Consider the following 15460-nt stretch of genomic DNA (forward strand, 5'->3'; position numbering starts at 1 on the left):
GATAGGTTAGACCCCGTGGAGGACTGGATCGAGCACCGCCGGGCGGACGGCGAACGCGTGGGGTGGATGCGGCCGGAGGGCGAGGGCTTCGTGCCCGTCGACCTCCTCGGCCGCGAGGTCTCGGGCGCCGTCGACTGGCTCACCGCCGAGGAGACGCTCGACGGCATCGGGATCGGCTATCTCGCCGACCTCTACGAACTGCGCCTGGACGACGGCAGCTGGTTGCGCGTGCGCCTGGCCGAGGTCTCGCCGAACCGCATCGTCGCCAAGCAGGACGACTTCGGCGCGGTCGGCGCCCCGCAGCTGTACTACACGCTGCCGTTCCCGCTCCCGGACACGCTGAGACCGCTGTCGCGCTGAGGCGCCGTGAACCAGACCGCGAGCCGTCGGGCGATCGCACCGATCTCCTCGATCTCCCCGGCCGCGACGGCCAGGATGAGGTCGAACTGCGCATCCTTGTCGTACTGCTGCTCGTAGCCGTTGAGGTGGAAGAAGAGCACGCACAGGACCCATCCGGTGCGGGTACGCGTCGCGGCCGAACAGGGTGGCGGCCGGCCGGGCGAGGGCGAACTGCAGGAGCACCGTGTCGCGGATGCACCTCAGTGGATCGCCGCCGTGGACCGCCCTGATGGCCTGGAGCGCCTCCTCGACGGTGACGTAGCACGTGCTCACGCGTCGCGGAGCCTCGCGAGCAGCCCGGCGTTCTCGGTGACGATCCGGTCGATCATCTGCTGCGTCGTGTGGTCGTGGACGGCGATGTAGGCGTCGACCGCCTCGAGCACCGTGGCGGTGAAGTTCGTGTGGGTGTCCGCGGCCGCCATGCCGGGGCTGGTGCCGCGCGTACCCCGCTGACTAGCATCGCGCCAGAGGGAAGGGGCCCGGAATGGACGCGACACGATGATCCCGTTGACGATCGGCACCCTGGTGGAGGCTCCGGACCGCCCCGCCGTGATCGACGCCTCCCGGTTCAACCGGCACACGTTCTGGTGCGGGCAGAGCGGCTCGGGCAAGACCTACGCGCTCGGCGTCGTGCTGGAGCAGCTGCTGCTCGAGACCGAGCTCTCGATGGGGGTCCTCGACCCGAACGCCGATTTCGTGCATCTGGCCGAGACCCGCGACGACGTCGACCCGGAGACGGCCGCTCGCTACGCCGGTATCGACATCAGGGTGTTCCACAGCAGCACGATGCAGGAGCCGCAGCTGCACACGCGCTACGTGGATCTCAGCGTACGATCGCAGGCCGCCGTCGGGCGTCTGGACCCGATCGAGGACGAGGAGGAGTACAACGCTCTGCTGCATCTCGACAAGAGCGCAGCGCAGTTCGAGAAGGGTGCCTTTCTCGACGCGCTGTCCCGCTCCGACGACCCCGCACGACGGCGTCTGGGTCTGCGGATCGACAACCTCGAGATCCTGGAGTGGCCGCTCTGGTCGTTCGGTCGAGCCTCCGTGGTCGACGAGCTCGATGAACGACCGCGCGCGACCGTCCTCGACGTGGGGGGCTTCTCGCACGCGAGCGAGCCGCAGGCAGCGGCTCTGTGCGTGCTCGAGCACCTCTGGCAGCACCGGATGGACCGCCGTCCTCTGCTCATCGTGATCGACGAGGCGCACAACTTCTGCCCGCCCACCGCCCGCAACGACATCGAGCGCCAGCTGACCGAGCAGATCATCCAGATCGCCGCCGAGGGCCGCAAGTTCGGCCTGTGGCTGTTCCTCTCCACGCAGCGCCCCAGCAAGATCCACCCCAACGTGCTCTCCCAGTGCGACAACCTCGGGCTCATGCGGATGAACGCCCCGCGCGACCTCGCCGAGATCGCCGACGTCTTCGGCTTCGTCCCGTCGTACCTGCTCGAGCAGTCGCCGACCTTCCGCAAGGGCGAGGCGCTGTTCGCCGGCGGGTTCTCCGACGAGCCGCAGCTGGTGCGGATCGGCCGCCGGCTCACGCTGGAGGGCGGCGGCGATCTGAACGTGCAGGCGAAGAGCGTCGGATGAGCGTCGACCCCGAGCCCTCCATGGACCTGAACCAGTCCGAGGATCAGACCGTCCGCGTGCAGCGCGCCCTGTGGCGTCACTGGGGCACACCGGCGGCGATCTACGGCACCATCGTGTACGCGAGCGTCGTGGCGGCCTCGTCGCTCGAGCACGACCACCCCGACTCGGCCCTGCGGATCCTGGCCTTCAGCCTCATCAGCATCGTCGTGTTCTGGCTCGCCCACGTGTACTCGACGGCGCTCGGGTTCCACGGCGACGCCGCCCACGTGCGGGACCGCCTGCGCGACTCGCTTCGGCATGCGATGGCGGAATCGGCCGGGATGCTGGAGGCCGCGGTCATTCCGAGCGTCCCGCTGCTGCTGGCGACGCTCGGCGTACTGGACGCCGAGACGGCCGTAACGATCGCGCTCTGGCTGGCGGTGCTCATGCTGGCGCTCCTCGGCTACCTGGTCTTCCTCGTCCGAGGCCGCCCGGTCGGGATCTGCCTCCTCGGCGCCGTGATCACCGGGCTGTTCGGCGTGGTCGTGATCCTGCTGAAGATCGCCCTGCACTGACGCCGGGCCTGTCGTGTCCCGCCCTCAGAACGCCGCGATGCCCTTGCCGATCAGCACGACGCCGATCACGAGGAGCAGCACCGACATGACCGTCGCGTTGTTGCCGACGAGCCAGCCGCGGAGGGAGTCCAGCGGCCCGCGGATGCGATCCGCAGCCACCAGGTAGCCGATCACCGGGATCGCGACCGAGCTGGCGGCGACGATCACGAAGATCACGATCACGACGACGTCGGCGCCGACCGACAGGCCCGCGGTGCCGATGGCGACGCCGGCCCCTGCGGCGAGTAAGAGGTTCTTGGGATTCACCGCGGCCAGGATGAACGCGAGCCCCAGGCTCCGCCCCGCGGTCATCTGATCGATGGCGGCCATCCACTTGGGCAGTGCCGCGGTCTCGCCCGGCTTGGGCCGCGAGCGCCACTGCCGCAGCGCGAGGAGGAGCAGGAGCACGCCCAGGACGATCTTGATCGTCCCGCCGATCGGCTGCGACGCGTCGGGATCGGCGGCCGGGATGAGCCCGGACAGCAGGGTGAAGACGACCACCGCCACGATGATCCCGAGCAGCCACCCGAGCAGGAACCCGACGCTGGTGCCGCGCGCCTTCGGCGACAGCAGCATCAGGATCGCCGCGATGATCGGGATCGGGCTGATCGCGATCCCCAGTGCCAACGGAAGCGTGTCTCCGATCGCTCCACCCATGTGTCAGTCCTTTCGTCGGTCGTCGTGGTGAACCTTGTGCTCCGTGCGCTCGGCCTTGCGGGCGGCGGACTCCTCCTTCATGAGCACCCTCGTCTCGCTCAGGTCTCCGATCGCCGCCCGCCAGACGCGGGCACGCGGGTCGGAGTCGATCAGCACGGCGCGCACGAGGAGCGTGAGCGGGACGGCGAGGATGGCGCCGAGCGGTCCGAGCACGACGGCCCAGAACAGCACGGAGAAGAACGTGAGCGTCTGACTGAGCGCCACCGCGTTGCCGACCACCTTCGGCTGCACGATCGACTGCACGACCGCGTTGATGATCCCGTAGACGACGATCACGGCGATGACCGTGCCCCAGCCGCCCGTCAGGTAACCGAAGACGATCGGGGGGACGATCGCGATGAAATACCCGACGTTCGGGATGTAGCTGCACAGGAAGGCGAGGATCGCCCAGAGGAGGGCGGCCGGCACGCCGAGCAGCCAGAGGGCGAAGCCGTTGATCACGCCCTGCACCAGCCCCAGCACAGTCGTGACGACCATGTAGCGGCGCACGCTGTGCGCGAAGCCGCTCATCGCGTAGACGAGGTTCGGACGCGTCGGCTCGAGCTGCCGCAGCAGCGTCGGGGTGTACGCGGCGTCGGCGGGCATCAGGATGAGCATCGTCAGGACGACGACGCCGAACGAGACGAGCCCGAAGGCGCCCCCGAGCAGCCCGGTGAAGAAGTCGAGGAACTTGGCCGGGTCGAAACCGGAGGCGATGGTCTTGACCTCCTGCGGGCCGACCCCGATGCTCTGCAGCCACGTCCCGATGTCGGAGCCGATCTGCTCGAGCTGGCCCTTGTACTGCGGCAGCATCCCCACGAACTGCGCGAGCGCGATGATCAGCACCGCCGTGAAGCCGGCGAGGAGCGCGAAGACGGTCAGCGCGACGGCGCCGGTCGCGATGCCCTCGGGGGTGCCGTGCCGGGTGAGCCACACCCGCACCGGCTGGGCGCAGATGGTGAGAACGAGCGCCAGCAGCGTGGGCGCCAGGATGCTGCCGATGGCGGCCATCCCGAACGCCACCACGACCGCCGATGCGAGGGCGAGGAGGATGCGCACGCCGCGCCCGCCACCCGCGCCGGTGCCGTCACCGCCGGAGTCCGCCGCCGAGGGTGGGGCGGGTTCCGGAGCCTTGGCGCGGCGGTGGAACGGCCACCATTCAGGGGCGGGCATGATCGTCCGCGTCCGTCCGGAGCGCGGCGAGCGCCTCGCGGTTCGTCTCGAAGTACCGCACGTCGTCGCCGAGCCCGAGGTGCTCGATGCGTTCCCGGATTCCCGGGCGGACGCGCGAGAGGGACAGGTCGGCGTTCTGCCGCTGCAGGAACTCCTGCAGCCCCTCCCACGACTCGGCACCGGTGACGTCGATGTCGGTGACGGCCTCCATGTCGAGCACGAGGTGGGTGGCGCCCGACGATCCGACCGCGCCCTCGACCGCCTGCTGGAACACGGTGCTGTTCGCGAAGAAGAGCGGAGCCGCGAGCCGCACCACGATCACGCCGGGAGCCGTCTGCTCGCCGCTGGGCGCCTCCGCCAGCAGCGACGCGTTCGGGTCGCCGTCGGCCTTGAGCGTGTCGATCGGCGGGTTGGCCGCTCGGCGGGTGACGTTGATCACGGCCAGGACGAACGCGATGACGATGCCCGCGATGGGGCCGATGAGCAAGGCTCCGAGGAAGCAGACCGCGCCGATCACGAACTCGAAGCGGTCCAGCCGCCAGAGCTGGGCGAAGTCGCGGATGCCGAGCAGGGGCACGACGGCGACCGCGACGATGGTGCCGATCGCGGGGGAGGGGACGTCCTCCAGCAGCGCCGTCCCGAAGATCAGGAGCAGCAGAGTGCCGAGCGCCGTGATCAGGGTCGGCAGCTGGGTGCGGGAGCCGGCCTGGTCCATCGCCGCGGTGCGGGAGGTGGAGGAGCCGACCGTGAAGGCGCCGGTGACGCCGGCGCCCAGGTTCGCGACGCCGAAGGCGAAGAGGTCGCGGTTGGGCCGGGTCGGGTAGTCGCGCTTCTGGCCGTAGGAACGGGAGACGAGCAGCCCCTCGCCCATGGTGACCATCGTGAGCGCGATCGCCGACGGCACGAGGGCGAGCCAGTCGGTCCAGGCGATGACCGGCCAGGTGAAGGTCGGCGGTCCGGCGTCGACCTTTCCGAGCACGGAGACACCCGCCTTCTGGGCGTCGGTCAGCACGACGACGATGGTGCCGACGATGAGGACGATCAGCGCCCACGGGACGGCCGCGGCGAGCCGGCGGCCGACGAGGAGCACGAGCAGCGCGCCGAGCGAGATGACGAGCGACCAGATGTTGAGCTTCGGGAGACCCGTGATCAGGCCGCCGAGCTTCTCGAGGAACTCGCCGCCGCTGTCGATCTTCACGCCGAGCATCTTCGCCGCCTGCGACACCAGGATGTCGAGCGCGAGGCCGCCGACGAAGCCGATCAGGATGGGCTTCGAGAGGAAGTTCGCCAGGAACCCGAGCTTGAAGAACGAGCAGAGCAGGAAGAGCACGCCGCCGATGAGGGCCTGCGCGAGCGCGAGGACGATGTAGTCCTTGCCGCCGGCCACGGCCATGCCGCCGAGGGAGGACGCGACGAGCGCAGCCGCCGCGGCGTCGGGGGAGGCGACGAGCTGCCGCGACGACACCGTGAGCGCGTACAGCACCGCGGGCACGACGAGCGCGTACAGGCCCGCGGTGGGCGGGAGCCCGGCGATCTGCGCGTAGCCGATGTTGAGCGGGATGGCGATGGCGAGCAGCGTGACGCCGGCCAGCACCTCCTGCAGCCAGTTGCGCCGGTTCAGGCCGGCGAGCGGCCGCATGCGCGGCGGCGCCGGCGACCGCGTGGTCGTCGGCGCCGCCGATGCGGATTCGGGCACGTCAGCTCACCTCTCTTGGTCGGATGACGTACCGGATGCTCACGCCGTCGGCGCCGCCGGCGGAGTGGGCGCAGCCGGTGCCGCCGGAGCAGCCGGGGCGGCGTGCGCGCCGGCCGCGGCCTGGTGCCCGAGTGCCACCGACTTCAGGTGGTCGAACTCCGCCTGGTTGATGGTCCCCGCGTCGAGCAGAGCCTTGGCCTTGGCGATCTCGTCGGCCGGGCTGGCCGCCGCGACCTGACGGATGTACTGGTCGGTCGCCGACTGCACCTGGCGCGCCTCCTTCTGGCTGCGCTCCGCCATCCCGGGACCGCGCGCGATCAGGTAGACCAGCGCGGTGAGGAACGGCACGAAGATCAGGAAGAGGATCCACAGGGCCTTCCACCAGCCGTTGAGCTTGTGGTCGCGGAACAGGTCGCTGATGATCGAGAACAGAGCGAACAGATACGCGATGAACGCGAAGCTCCAGAAGAAGAGCCAGATGATGTTCCAGAAGTTGTCCCAGAAAGACATGTCGTACCCCTCCTTGCCCGGGTCGGTCGTGACCCTGGGTGTGGCCTGAGAGTAACGCCGCGCGGGAGCGTGCGTCTAGAGGTCTCTCGCTGCGCGACGATCGGCCCGGCGGCGGGTGTCGTCATGCGCGTCGCGCACCAGGTCGAGGACGGTGCCGAGGGTGCGCTCGCCGGGGAGGACGACCGCGACCCAGCCGAGCGATCCGTACACCGGGTGGGGGACGAGCACGTCGACGGCGGCGGGGTCGTGCGGCCCCTCGCCGACGAGGGCGGCGAGGCGATCGCGGCCGACGTGGATGTTGACCCGCCAACGCCCGCCGCCGAGCCGGGAGAGGGTGTCCTCCGGGTAGTCCTTCGTCACGATGGTGGCGTAGGGCTGCGTGTTCTGCGGGACCCGGCCGTCCGGGGCGAAATAGAAGAAGGCGTCGCCCCAGGCGAGCTCGGGCGAGCCGTCCCCCGACTCCGGCTGGAGCACGAGCGCGCCGTCGAGGGTGCGGACGGCGGCGACGATTCGGTCCATACTGTCGGTGTTCATGGTTCAAGTGTCCGATTGAAGTGCTTATGGAGGGTTCGTGACATCCATCGCCGCCGTCGCGACGGCCTCCGGCTACTCCCGCCAGCAGATCCGCGACCTCGAGCGGCTGGGCGTCATCCCGCCGGCCGAGCGCGCGCCCAACGGCTACCGGAGCTTCGACGCGACGCACATCCGCGCGCTGCGGGTCTACCGCGGGGTCGCGGCCGCGGTCGGCCCGGTCGAGGCGCGCCGCGTGCTGGGGGAGGCATGGACCCTCCCGCTCGCCGACGCGGCTGCGCTGCTCGGCGCGCTGCACGTCGGCCTCGCCCGCGAGCGCGAGCAGGCGGAGGCGGCGCTCCGGGCTCTGCGCACGATCCGCTCGGAGGGTCGTGGTCGCACGCAGCCGGACGACGTCGCACTCACCATCGCCGAGCTGGCGGACGCCCTGGGCGTGCGGGCCTCCACGCTCCGCTTCTGGGAGCAGGAGGGGCTCGTCGCCCCCGACCGCGTGACCTCCCGGGGAGCCCGCAGCTACCCGCCCGCGGCGGTTCGGGAGGCGCGCATCGTCGCCGCACTGCGGGCGGCGGGCCACCGGATCCCCGCCGTGCGCTCCACGATCGACGCCATCCGCCGCTCGGCGCACCTCGACGATCCCGAACGGTCGCTCGGGCAGCGGATCGAGGCGCTCGCGCAGCGCACGCTCGCTCTGCTGGAGGCCGGTGCGGACGCGGCCGCCCTGCTCCGAGAGCGCGTCTAGACGATCGCCCGAGCGCGCGGCTAGCCTGCGGAAGAGTTCGATCGCCGCCGGCAGAACGAGGGAGGGATCCGTGACCACCGCACCCTCCATCGCCCGGCGGTCCTGGCTGCTCCCGACGCTGGCGGGGTACCAGCGCGGGTGGCTCGGCCGGGACATCGTCGCGGGGGTGTCCGCGGGCGCGGTCGTCGTGCCCCAGGCGATGGCGTACGCGACCATCGCGAACCTCCCGGTCGAGGTCGGTCTGTACACGGCGATCGTGCCGATGCTGGTCTACGCGCTGCTCGGCGGCTCGCGCGCGATGAGCGTCTCCGCCACCTCCACCATCGCGACGCTCACCGCCACGACGCTGGTGTCGGTCGGGGTCGTCGCGAACTCGGACCAGATCCCGCGCGACCTCGTCACCCTCACCCTGCTGGTCGGCGCGATCCTGTTCGTGGCGCGGCTGCTGCGCCTCGGCTCGCTCGTCGAGATCATCAACCGGCCGACGCTGCTGGGCATCCAGGTCGGCGTCGGAGCGACGGTCGCGGTCGGTCAGCTGCCGAAGCTGCTGGGGGAGACGACGGCGCCGACGGGCGAGGGATTCGTCCGGTCGATCAATGCCGTCATCGCGGCGGTGCCGCAGGCGAATCCGTGGACGGCGCTGCTCTCCGTGTGCTCGATCGCGGCGCTGTTCCTGTTCAAGCGCTTCCTGCCGCGGGTGCCCGGTCCGCTGATCGTCGTGGTCGCGGGCATCCTGCTCGTGGCGTTCGGCGGGGCGCGGGAGGCCGGGGTCGAGCTGATCGCGCCGGTCGGCCAGGCGTTCCCCCTCCCGGTCCTGCCGTCGTTCGCGCACGTGTTCCAGCTCATCCCGGGCGCGCTCGCGATCGCGGTGATGGCGTTCCTGGAGACGGCCGCGGTCGCGCGCGGTATCCGCGACCTGGACGATCCGCGCATCGACAGCAACCGCGAACTCTTCGCCATCGGTGTGGCCAACCTCGTCGGAGGCTGGTTCCAGGCCCTCCCGGCCGCGGGCGGCTTCTCGCAGAGCGCGGTGAACAAGGCGGCCGGCGCCCGGTCGCAGCTGGCGGCCATCGTCACGGTGGTGCTCGCCCTCCTGATCGGGCTGTTCCTCGGGCCGGTGATCAGTCTCCTGCCGCAGGCGACGCTGGCCGCGCTCGTGTTCGTGGCGGTCTTCGGCCTGATCGACGTCAAGGATCTGGCGCTGCTGTGGCGGATCAGCAAGCGCGACTTCACCATCGCGGCCGTCGTCACCGTCATCGGGTTGACCGCGGGGCTGCTCGCGGCCGTCGCCGTCGGCGTGCTCTTCACCCTCGTCCTGGTGCTGGCCGCGATGAACAAGCCGCGCATCCACGCGGAGGCCGCCGCCGACGGGCACATGGCGGTCACCCTGCTCGGCCCGCTCTACACGGCCAACGTGCTGGCGACCGAGCAGGCGGTGCTCGACGCCGCCGACGCCGCCGCGCAGGTCGCGACGCTGCACGAGCTCACCCTCGACTGCTCCACCCTGCAGGACATCTCGATCACGGTAATCCTGGCGTTCCGCGACCTCGATCGCGAGCTCGCGGGCCGCGGAGTTCGGCTCCGCGTGCGCGGCCTGCCCTCCGCGGCGCGGGAGATCGCCGCGCAGACGCCGTGGTTCCAGGGGCTGGAGGCCGACGGGCGCGTGGTCTAAGCGGCTCCCGCCCACTCCAGCACGCGGAGCGCTCGGAGGGTCTGCCACCGGCTGGGCTCGCCGACCTCCTCCATCGTGATGGTGGTGCGGCCCGGGATGACGGCCTCCAGTGTCCAGCGGCCATCCGCGGCGCGCTTGCTCTCGACGAGCGCGACCGCCTCCGCGACCCGTTCGTCCGCCGGCGCGCCGGCCGCGCGCAGATGGTCGAGCCCGCGGAGCACGTCGTAGCGCCAGTAGGTCGGGAAGCGGAACGTCAGCCAGTCCTCGTCGATCAGGCTGCCGTCGCTCTTGCGGCGCATCAGGCCACGCTCCAGCAGGTACGTGTGACCGCGGGCGATCTGCGCCGACACGTCGGTGGGGCCACCGGCGTCGCGGTAGGCGGCCAGACCCTCCAGCGCGCAGATCGTCGAGTGGAAGGAGCCGGGCTCGGTCCGGTCCTCGGAGTAGCAGTTCCAGCCGCCGTCGTCGTGCTGATCGGCGAGCAGGAGCCCGACGATCCGTTCACTGGGGGAGCAGAAGGCCGCTCCCGCGATCAGCACGCGCCCGTTGATGCAGGGCTCGACCTCGCCCTCGAAGAACGGGCTGTTGCCCCACTCCTCACCCCAGTCGACGTTCTCGCGCACGCGCTGGAGCGCAGCCGACATCCGCGGGCCGTCCGGCTCTGCGCCGAGGGTCGCAAGGAGGAGCAGGGTGTCGTCGGTCGCATCCCAGTCCTCGGGCTTCCACACCGCGCCGCCCCAGGTGCCCGAGGCGTCCTGCGCGTCGAGCACGGCGGCGCCCCAGCCCTCGGACTCGACGGCGGCGCGGTCGGCCGCCCACGCCGGTGCCGGCTCGTGCAGGAGGTCGCGCCGGGTCTGCCAGCGGATCGAGGGGTCGCCGTCGAGGAGCCACGAGGTCACGTCCACGGCGCACACGCTACTCCGCGAAGGACTGCGTTCCCAGCACGCTCAGCAGGGCCAGCTTCTCCGCCGCCTCGGTGTGCGGGGGCGCGGTCAGCACGAGCAGGCACTGCGAGAGGTCCTCGGTGAAGAGCGCCTGGCAGTCCAGCTCCAGCGCGCCGAGCTCGGGATGCAGGAGGGTCTTGTGGTCCTCGAACCGTCGGGCCACCTCGTGCCGCTCCCAGATCGCCGCGAACTCCGGGCTCTCGCGCAGGAGCGCCCGCACCATCTCGCCGGCCCGGGACCGCTCGCCCGCAGCGCCGTAGGCATCCCGCAGCGACGCGACCTGCGCCCGGCTCTGCCGGTCCCGGTCGTCCTCCGGGTACATCGAGCGGGCCGACTCGGGATGCGCGAACCAGCGGTACACCTCGCTCCGCTCCAGGCCGGTGAAGCCGGAGCGGTCGCCGAACAGGGCGACCGCCATCCGGTTCTGCACGAGCGTCTCGCCGACGTTGGAGAGGACCATCGCGGGGGTGTCGTCGAGGCGGTCGAGCACGCGCAGCAGCGCCGGCGGCACGTGCGCCCCGCCGAGCCGGTCCGGTGTGTTGTGGCCGGCGATCCGGTGGAGGTAGTCCCGCTCGTCCGCGGTGAGCCGCAGGGCGCGGGAGAGGCTTGCGAGCATCTGCTCGCTGGGCTGCGGTCCGCGCTGCTGCTCCAGGCGCGTGTAGTAGTCGACCGACATCGCGGCGAGCAGGGCGACCTCCTCGCGGCGCAGGCCCGGGGCGCGTCGCCGGGCGCCCGCGGAGAGCCCGACGTCGGCGGGCTGCAAGGCCTCCCGGTGGCGGCGGAGGAAGTCGGCGAGCGCGGTGCGATCCATGCCTCCATCATGCGCCGCGGGCGTGCCGCGAACCAGGGATCGCCGATCCCCCGATCACCGGGTCTCTCCCGGTCGGCGTCGTCACCGCCGAGGCTGAGGGCATGGACATCACAGGAAACACCATCTTCATCCCCGGAGCGACCAGCGGCATCGGCCTCGCCCTCGCCGTCGCCCTGCATGACCGCGGCAACACGGTCGTCGTCGGTGGCCGCCGCACCGAGCTGCTCGAGCGCATCGCCGCCGAGCATCCCGGCATCGACACGGTCCGCATCGACACCGCCGACGCCGAGAGCATCCGCATCGCGTCCGCCGCCGTGATCGAGCGCCACCCCGACCTGAATGTGCTCGTCGCGATGGCGGGCATCATGCGCGTGGAGGATTGGCGCAGCCCGGCCGGCTTCGTCGACACCGCAGAGGCCATCGTCACCACGAACCTGCTCGGCCCGATCCGGCTGATCGGCGCGTTCATCGAGCACCTGCAGACCCGGCCCGACGCGACCATCGTCACCGTCTCGTCCGGACTCGCGTTCGCGCCGCTCGCCGTGACCCCGACGTACAACGCCACCAAGGCCGCCATCCACATGCTCAGCGAGAGCATCCGCCTCCAGCTCGCCGGAACCTCCGTGCGGGTGCTGGAGCTGGAGCCGCCAGCGGTGCGCACCGGGCTGATGCCGGGCCAGGAGGACAGTCCGGTGGCCCAGCCGCTCGACGAGTTCGTCGACGAGGTCATGGGCCTCATCGAGACACAGCCGGAGGCCACCGAGCTGCAGGTCGAGCGCGTGAAGTTCCTGCGCTACGGCGAGGCCCGCGGCGACTACGCCCAGGTCGTGGCGGCGCTCAACGCCGCCGACCCGCACGGCAAGGCGGACGCCGCCGCCTAGCCCACGTCCGTCGCTCCGTCGTCGCCGCCGCCGCCGGAACTCCGGAGAATCCCGGCCTCGCATCCCGAATCACCGTCCGAACGGCGAGCTGAGCGGCGTGTCGTGGCGAATCTCCGGAGTTCCGGAGGCGACATCCCGCTGCCCGACCGTCGGATGGTGGCGCACCGGAACTCCGGCGCCGACCGGCGCCACGCCGCTCAGTTCGCCGTATCTCCGGTGGGCTGGGCGGCATGGCGCGAAAACTCCGGACTTCCGGCGACGGGCGCGTGTGGGAGCGACCTGGACCCGGCTAGTGCGACGAGCGGTCGCGGCGCTCGGTCGTCAGCCCGAGCCAGCCGGCGAGTTCGGCGATCGCGGCGTCCACGTCATCCCGCACGGCCGGCGTGAACGGCTCGTCCTCGTGCACCGCGTCGACGCGGAAGACGCCTGCCTTGCGATCCGCGGTCGCGTCGAGCTTGCCGACCAGCCGGTCCTCGTGGAGGATCGGCAGCGCGAAGTAGCCCCAGCGACGTTTCGCGGCGGGCTTGTACATCTCCAGCAGGTATTCGAAGCCGAAGAGATCCTGCGTGCGCACCCGGTCGTGCACCAGCCGGTCGAACGGCGACAGCAGCGCGGTGCGACCCGTGAACGACGCGCCCACCGCCTCCGGGTCGACCCGCCAGTCGAGGTCGCTGCCCTCCACCCGCACCGGTTCGCCCGCGTCGCCCACCAGGACGGCGCGGGCGATGCCGAGCGCACGGAGGCGGCGGGCGTCCCGCAGCGGTTTCGCCTGCTCCTCGGGCACGATCTCGATGCCGGCCGGGTAGACGCGTTCGGCGACATCCCACGTCCGCTGCCGCCCGACGCGGCCCGCGACCGCCACCTCGCCGCGGCCCTGCAGCAGCTCCAGCATCCTGGTCACGTTCTGGTTGTGCGTCCACCCGCTCGACTGCCACGGCACCGCCGCGGTGTCCGGGATGTCCTTCGACAGCAGCGGACCCTCGGCGCGCAGCCGGGCGAGGAGGTCCGTGCGGAACGCGTCGTTGGCCGTCAGCCACGCAGCCCAGGCGGGAACGGCGTCGGGCCAGTGCGACATGCGGTCGAGGTGGATGCCGAGGTCGGAGACGGCCCGCACCATCGCGAACGGCGGCTGCTTCGGGTCGTCCATCGCCTTCACCTCGTAGAGCAGGCGGTCGGTCTCCAGCGCGGTCTGGACCTCGTCGGGGCGGAAGGCCGGCCCGAGCCGGGTGAAGGCGATCAGCTCGGCGCTCGGCGCGACCGCAGCGGTGGGGTCGAGCTGCAGGAACGTCAGGTGCTCGACCAGCGGCACCAGTCCCTCGGGTCTCGCGGCGTCGAGGCGCTGCGCCCGCACGGCGATGCGGCGCGCCTCGTCTCGAGGGAGGATCATGCGATGCCCGCTCCCACGATCTGCTCGGCGAGCAGGTCGCCCACGAGCGGCCCCATCGTGAGGCCGGCGGCGCCGAAGCCCGCGTTGACATAGACGCCGGGATGCCCCTCCAATTCCCCGACGGAGGGCAGCTCGCCCTCGGGCAGCGGGCGGAGGCCGACCCGCGTCTCGATCACTGTCGCGTCGGCGAGGCCGGGCGCGACCGACAGGGCGTCGGCGAGCACCTGCTGCTGCCCCGCGGCCGTGACTCGGGCGTCGAAGCCCGATCCCGTCTCCCGCGTCGCGCCGACGACCACGCGTGAGTCGTCGAACGCCACCAGGTAGTGCGGAGCGACGGGATGCACGGACGGCCAGTCGCGCGTGTCCACCCCGTCGAGGCGCAGGTGCGTGATCTGCCCGCGCTGGGGCTCGACGGGCACGCGCGCCCCGAGCCGGTCGAGCACCCGGTTGGTCCAGGCGCCCGCCGCGACGACCAGCGCGTCCGTGCGCAGCTCGCGCTCTTCGATGCGCGGGACGCCGTCGGCGCCCACGAAGACCGTGCCGTCGATCCGCTGTGCCCCGTGCGCCTCCGCTCCGGCGAGCAGGCCGGCACGCAGCGCGCGGCCGTCGACGCGGGCGCCCCCGGCGATGTGGAGGGCGTGGAAGCCGTCCCCGAGCGGCGGGAAGAGCTCGCGCGCCGCGGCCGCGTCGATGCGGCGCACCTCGCCGATCGTGCGCGCCTGCGGTGCGCGCTCGGCGACGCGCGCCTCCGCCGCATCCACGACGGCCTCATCGCGGTTGACGATCAGCGCGCCCGTGCGGCGGAAGCCGATGTCGTCGATGCCGGCCTCGGCCAGCCGCTCGATCAGCTCGGGGTAGTAGTCGGCGCTCGCGCAGTACAGCTCGGAGAAGTCGCCCCCGGCGACCGAGCTCCATGGCTGGATGATGCCCGCGCCGGCGTCCGTCGCTCGCCCGGTCAGCCCCGCGTCGGCGACCGTGACCGCCACGCCGCGCCGGGCGAGCGCGAAGGCGGTCGCGGCTCCGGCGACGCCGCTCCCGATCACCAGCACGCTCGAGGGCGCGACCGCTCCGCTCACCGTGCGGCCGCTTCGGCGATCGCCGCCCCGAGCTCCTCGGGCCGAGTGAACATCGGCCAGTGCCCGGTCGGCAGCTCGACCACGTCGTAGCGGTCGAGGGCGCTCAGCTCGCGGCAGAATCCTTCGCCGGCCGCGACCCAGCGGCGCAGATCGGACTCCCCGAACTCGCACGCGATCACGGTCGCCGGAACGGCACGGCGGTGCGCATCGTCGCGGAGCTCGATCCCGCCGGTCACCACGCCGCCCGGCTCGGGGACGGCGGCGCGACGGAAAGCCTCGCGGAGGGGGTCGTCGAGATCCACCAGGTCCTCGTCGTCGAAGTCGTCCCAGTCCGGCAGCGGCACCTCGCCGTCGACCGGGGTCAGCCCACTCGGGATGACGTCGCCCGGCGCGAGCGGCGCCGAGTCGACGAAGACGATGCGCGCCACCCGGTCGGGCCGGGCGTCGAGGGCCGCGTTCGCGAGCGGTCCGCCTCCCGAGTGCCCGACGAGCACCACGTCGCGCGCCGACGGGTCGCCGACGGCGTCGACCGCCGCCGTGATCGCCGCGACGTGCTCGGCGACGCCGATGCCGGCCCGGGGCGAGGTCACGGCCTCCAGCCCGGGGAGGGTCAGGGGATGCGTGTGGTGCCCGGCCGCCTCGACGGCGGGCGTCACCCGCTCCCACGCGTTCGCGTTCAGCCAGAATCCGGGGACGAGGACGATCTCCATGCCCCGACGGTACTCCGGGCGACGGACATCCGCCCCGGGCCGCGCGCCGAGG

The 15460-nt window shown here is 72.0% G+C and carries 18 protein-coding genes; 6 read left to right on the plus strand and 12 right to left on the minus strand.

Annotated features, from left to right (window positions below; genetic code table 11):
• Nucleotides 1-15 precede the first annotated feature (15 nt).
• Nucleotides 16-360, plus strand: a complete 345-nt coding sequence (locus tag FHX33_RS02105; protein ID WP_021763864.1) for a hypothetical protein — start codon at nt 16-18, stop codon at nt 358-360.
• On the opposite strand, the gene FHX33_RS02110 is transcribed toward FHX33_RS02105, so the two are convergent.
• Both FHX33_RS02110 and FHX33_RS02115 read right to left on the minus strand, forming a co-directional pair.
• On the minus strand, nt 309-500 hold the full coding sequence (locus FHX33_RS02110; RefSeq protein WP_021763865.1) for a hypothetical protein: 192 nt from the start codon (nt 498-500) through the stop codon (nt 309-311). The two genes, FHX33_RS02105 and FHX33_RS02110, sit on opposite strands and share 52 nt — an antisense overlap.
• A 168-nt stretch (nt 501-668) precedes the next feature.
• Nucleotides 669-821, minus strand: coding sequence for a hypothetical protein (locus tag FHX33_RS02115; protein ID WP_021763866.1), 153 nt, complete (start codon nt 819-821; stop codon nt 669-671).
• Nucleotides 822-897: 76 nt separating this feature from the next.
• Between FHX33_RS02115 and FHX33_RS02120 the strand changes: the two genes are divergently transcribed.
• Together FHX33_RS02120 and FHX33_RS02125 are read left to right on the plus strand one after the other, a co-directional pair.
• Complete coding sequence (locus FHX33_RS02120) at nt 898-1989, plus strand: ATP-binding protein (RefSeq protein WP_021763867.1); 1092 nt, start codon at nt 898-900, stop codon at nt 1987-1989.
• The gene (locus tag FHX33_RS02125) at nt 1986-2543 is read left to right on the plus strand and encodes a hypothetical protein (protein WP_021763868.1); all 558 of its coding nucleotides are present in this window, start codon (nt 1986-1988) and stop codon (nt 2541-2543) included. Before FHX33_RS02120 ends, FHX33_RS02125 begins: the two co-directional genes overlap by 4 nt.
• A 24-nt stretch (nt 2544-2567) precedes the next feature.
• Here FHX33_RS02125 and FHX33_RS02130 read toward each other — a convergent pair whose 3' ends face one another.
• The 5 genes from FHX33_RS02130 to FHX33_RS02150 form a co-directional block, all read right to left on the minus strand.
• Nucleotides 2568-3239 carry a GAP family protein gene (locus FHX33_RS02130; RefSeq protein ID WP_021763869.1) on the minus strand — a complete coding sequence of 224 codons (672 nt, stop codon included), beginning with the start codon at nt 3237-3239 and terminating at the stop codon, nt 2568-2570.
• 3 nt (nt 3240-3242) lie between these two features.
• On the minus strand, nt 3243-4451 hold the full coding sequence (locus FHX33_RS02135) for an AI-2E family transporter (RefSeq protein ID WP_021763870.1): 1209 nt from the start codon (nt 4449-4451) through the stop codon (nt 3243-3245).
• On the minus strand, nt 4438-6147 hold the full coding sequence (locus FHX33_RS02140; protein WP_338091992.1) for a SulP family inorganic anion transporter: 1710 nt from the start codon (nt 6145-6147) through the stop codon (nt 4438-4440). Before FHX33_RS02140 ends, FHX33_RS02135 begins: the two co-directional genes overlap by 14 nt.
• Nucleotides 6148-6186: 39 nt before the next feature.
• A complete protein-coding gene (locus tag FHX33_RS02145; protein WP_179699532.1) occupies nt 6187-6657 on the minus strand; it encodes an SHOCT domain-containing protein in 471 nt (156 codons plus the stop codon).
• Nucleotides 6658-6732: 75 nt separating this feature from the next.
• Nucleotides 6733-7191 carry a DUF6194 family protein gene (locus tag FHX33_RS02150; RefSeq protein WP_021758223.1) on the minus strand — a complete coding sequence of 153 codons (459 nt, stop codon included), beginning with the start codon at nt 7189-7191 and terminating at the stop codon, nt 6733-6735.
• Nucleotides 7192-7228: 37 nt separating this feature from the next.
• Here FHX33_RS02150 and FHX33_RS22055 point away from each other — a divergent pair, with 37 nt between their 5' ends.
• Both FHX33_RS22055 and FHX33_RS02160 read left to right on the plus strand, forming a co-directional pair.
• On the plus strand, nt 7229-7927 hold the full coding sequence (locus FHX33_RS22055; RefSeq protein ID WP_183428110.1) for a MerR family transcriptional regulator: 699 nt from the start codon (nt 7229-7231) through the stop codon (nt 7925-7927).
• 70 nt (nt 7928-7997) lie between these two features.
• The gene (locus FHX33_RS02160) at nt 7998-9599 is read left to right on the plus strand and encodes a SulP family inorganic anion transporter (protein WP_021764383.1); all 1602 of its coding nucleotides are present in this window, start codon (nt 7998-8000) and stop codon (nt 9597-9599) included.
• Here the strand turns inward: FHX33_RS02160 and FHX33_RS02165 are convergent.
• Nucleotides 9596-10504 carry a hypothetical protein gene (locus tag FHX33_RS02165; protein ID WP_039923263.1) on the minus strand — a complete coding sequence of 303 codons (909 nt, stop codon included), beginning with the start codon at nt 10502-10504 and terminating at the stop codon, nt 9596-9598. The genes FHX33_RS02160 and FHX33_RS02165 overlap by 4 nt on opposite strands.
• A gap of 10 nt (nt 10505-10514) precedes the next feature.
• Entirely contained in the window at nt 10515-11354 is an 840-nt protein-coding gene (locus FHX33_RS02170) for a helix-turn-helix transcriptional regulator (RefSeq protein WP_183428111.1), read from the minus strand.
• 101 nt (nt 11355-11455) lie between these two features.
• Here FHX33_RS02170 and FHX33_RS02175 point away from each other — a divergent pair, with 101 nt between their 5' ends.
• Entirely contained in the window at nt 11456-12235 is a 780-nt protein-coding gene (locus tag FHX33_RS02175) for an SDR family oxidoreductase (RefSeq protein WP_039923654.1), read from the plus strand.
• A gap of 289 nt (nt 12236-12524) precedes the next feature.
• Here FHX33_RS02175 and FHX33_RS02180 read toward each other — a convergent pair whose 3' ends face one another.
• From FHX33_RS02180 to FHX33_RS02190, 3 genes are read right to left on the minus strand one after another with little or no spacing between them, the layout of a single operon-like run.
• The gene (locus tag FHX33_RS02180) at nt 12525-13622 is read right to left on the minus strand and encodes a DNA glycosylase AlkZ-like family protein (RefSeq protein WP_021764922.1); all 1098 of its coding nucleotides are present in this window, start codon (nt 13620-13622) and stop codon (nt 12525-12527) included.
• A complete protein-coding gene (locus FHX33_RS02185; RefSeq protein WP_221209316.1) occupies nt 13619-14698 on the minus strand; it encodes an FAD-dependent oxidoreductase in 1080 nt (359 codons plus the stop codon). Before FHX33_RS02185 ends, FHX33_RS02180 begins: the two co-directional genes overlap by 4 nt.
• Nucleotides 14695-15408, minus strand: coding sequence for an alpha/beta fold hydrolase (locus tag FHX33_RS02190; protein WP_183428112.1), 714 nt, complete (start codon nt 15406-15408; stop codon nt 14695-14697). Before FHX33_RS02190 ends, FHX33_RS02185 begins: the two co-directional genes overlap by 4 nt.
• Between the last annotated feature and the right edge of the window lie 52 nt (nt 15409-15460).

The sequence above is a fragment of the Leifsonia aquatica genome, from assembly GCF_014190775.1.
In the GTDB taxonomy this organism is placed as follows: Bacteria; Actinomycetota; Actinomycetes; order Actinomycetales; family Microbacteriaceae; genus Leifsonia; species Leifsonia aquatica.

Bases quoted from the DNA above. Each gene is read 5' to 3' on its own strand.
- FHX33_RS02115 (WP_021763866.1), bottom strand. From the start codon at position 821: ATGGCGGCCGCGGACACCCACACGAACTTCACCGCCACGGTGCTCGAG.
- FHX33_RS02120 (WP_021763867.1), top strand. From the start codon at position 898: ATGATCCCGTTGACGATCGGCACCCTGGTGGAGGCTCCGGACCGCCCC.
- FHX33_RS02125 (WP_021763868.1), top strand. From the start codon at position 1,986: ATGAGCGTCGACCCCGAGCCCTCCATGGACCTGAACCAGTCCGAGGAT.
- FHX33_RS02130 (WP_021763869.1), bottom strand. From the start codon at position 3,239: ATGGGTGGAGCGATCGGAGACACGCTTCCGTTGGCACTGGGGATCGCG.
- FHX33_RS02135 (WP_021763870.1), bottom strand. From the start codon at position 4,451: ATGCCCGCCCCTGAATGGTGGCCGTTCCACCGCCGCGCCAAGGCTCCG.
- FHX33_RS02145 (WP_179699532.1), bottom strand. From the start codon at position 6,657: ATGTCTTTCTGGGACAACTTCTGGAACATCATCTGGCTCTTCTTCTGG.
- FHX33_RS02150 (WP_021758223.1), bottom strand. From the start codon at position 7,191: ATGAACACCGACAGTATGGACCGAATCGTCGCCGCCGTCCGCACCCTC.
- FHX33_RS02170 (WP_183428111.1), bottom strand. From the start codon at position 11,354: ATGGATCGCACCGCGCTCGCCGACTTCCTCCGCCGCCACCGGGAGGCC.
- FHX33_RS02175 (WP_039923654.1), top strand. From the start codon at position 11,456: ATGGACATCACAGGAAACACCATCTTCATCCCCGGAGCGACCAGCGGC.
- FHX33_RS02180 (WP_021764922.1), bottom strand. From the start codon at position 13,622: ATGATCCTCCCTCGAGACGAGGCGCGCCGCATCGCCGTGCGGGCGCAG.
- FHX33_RS02190 (WP_183428112.1), bottom strand. From the start codon at position 15,408: ATGGAGATCGTCCTCGTCCCCGGATTCTGGCTGAACGCGAACGCGTGG.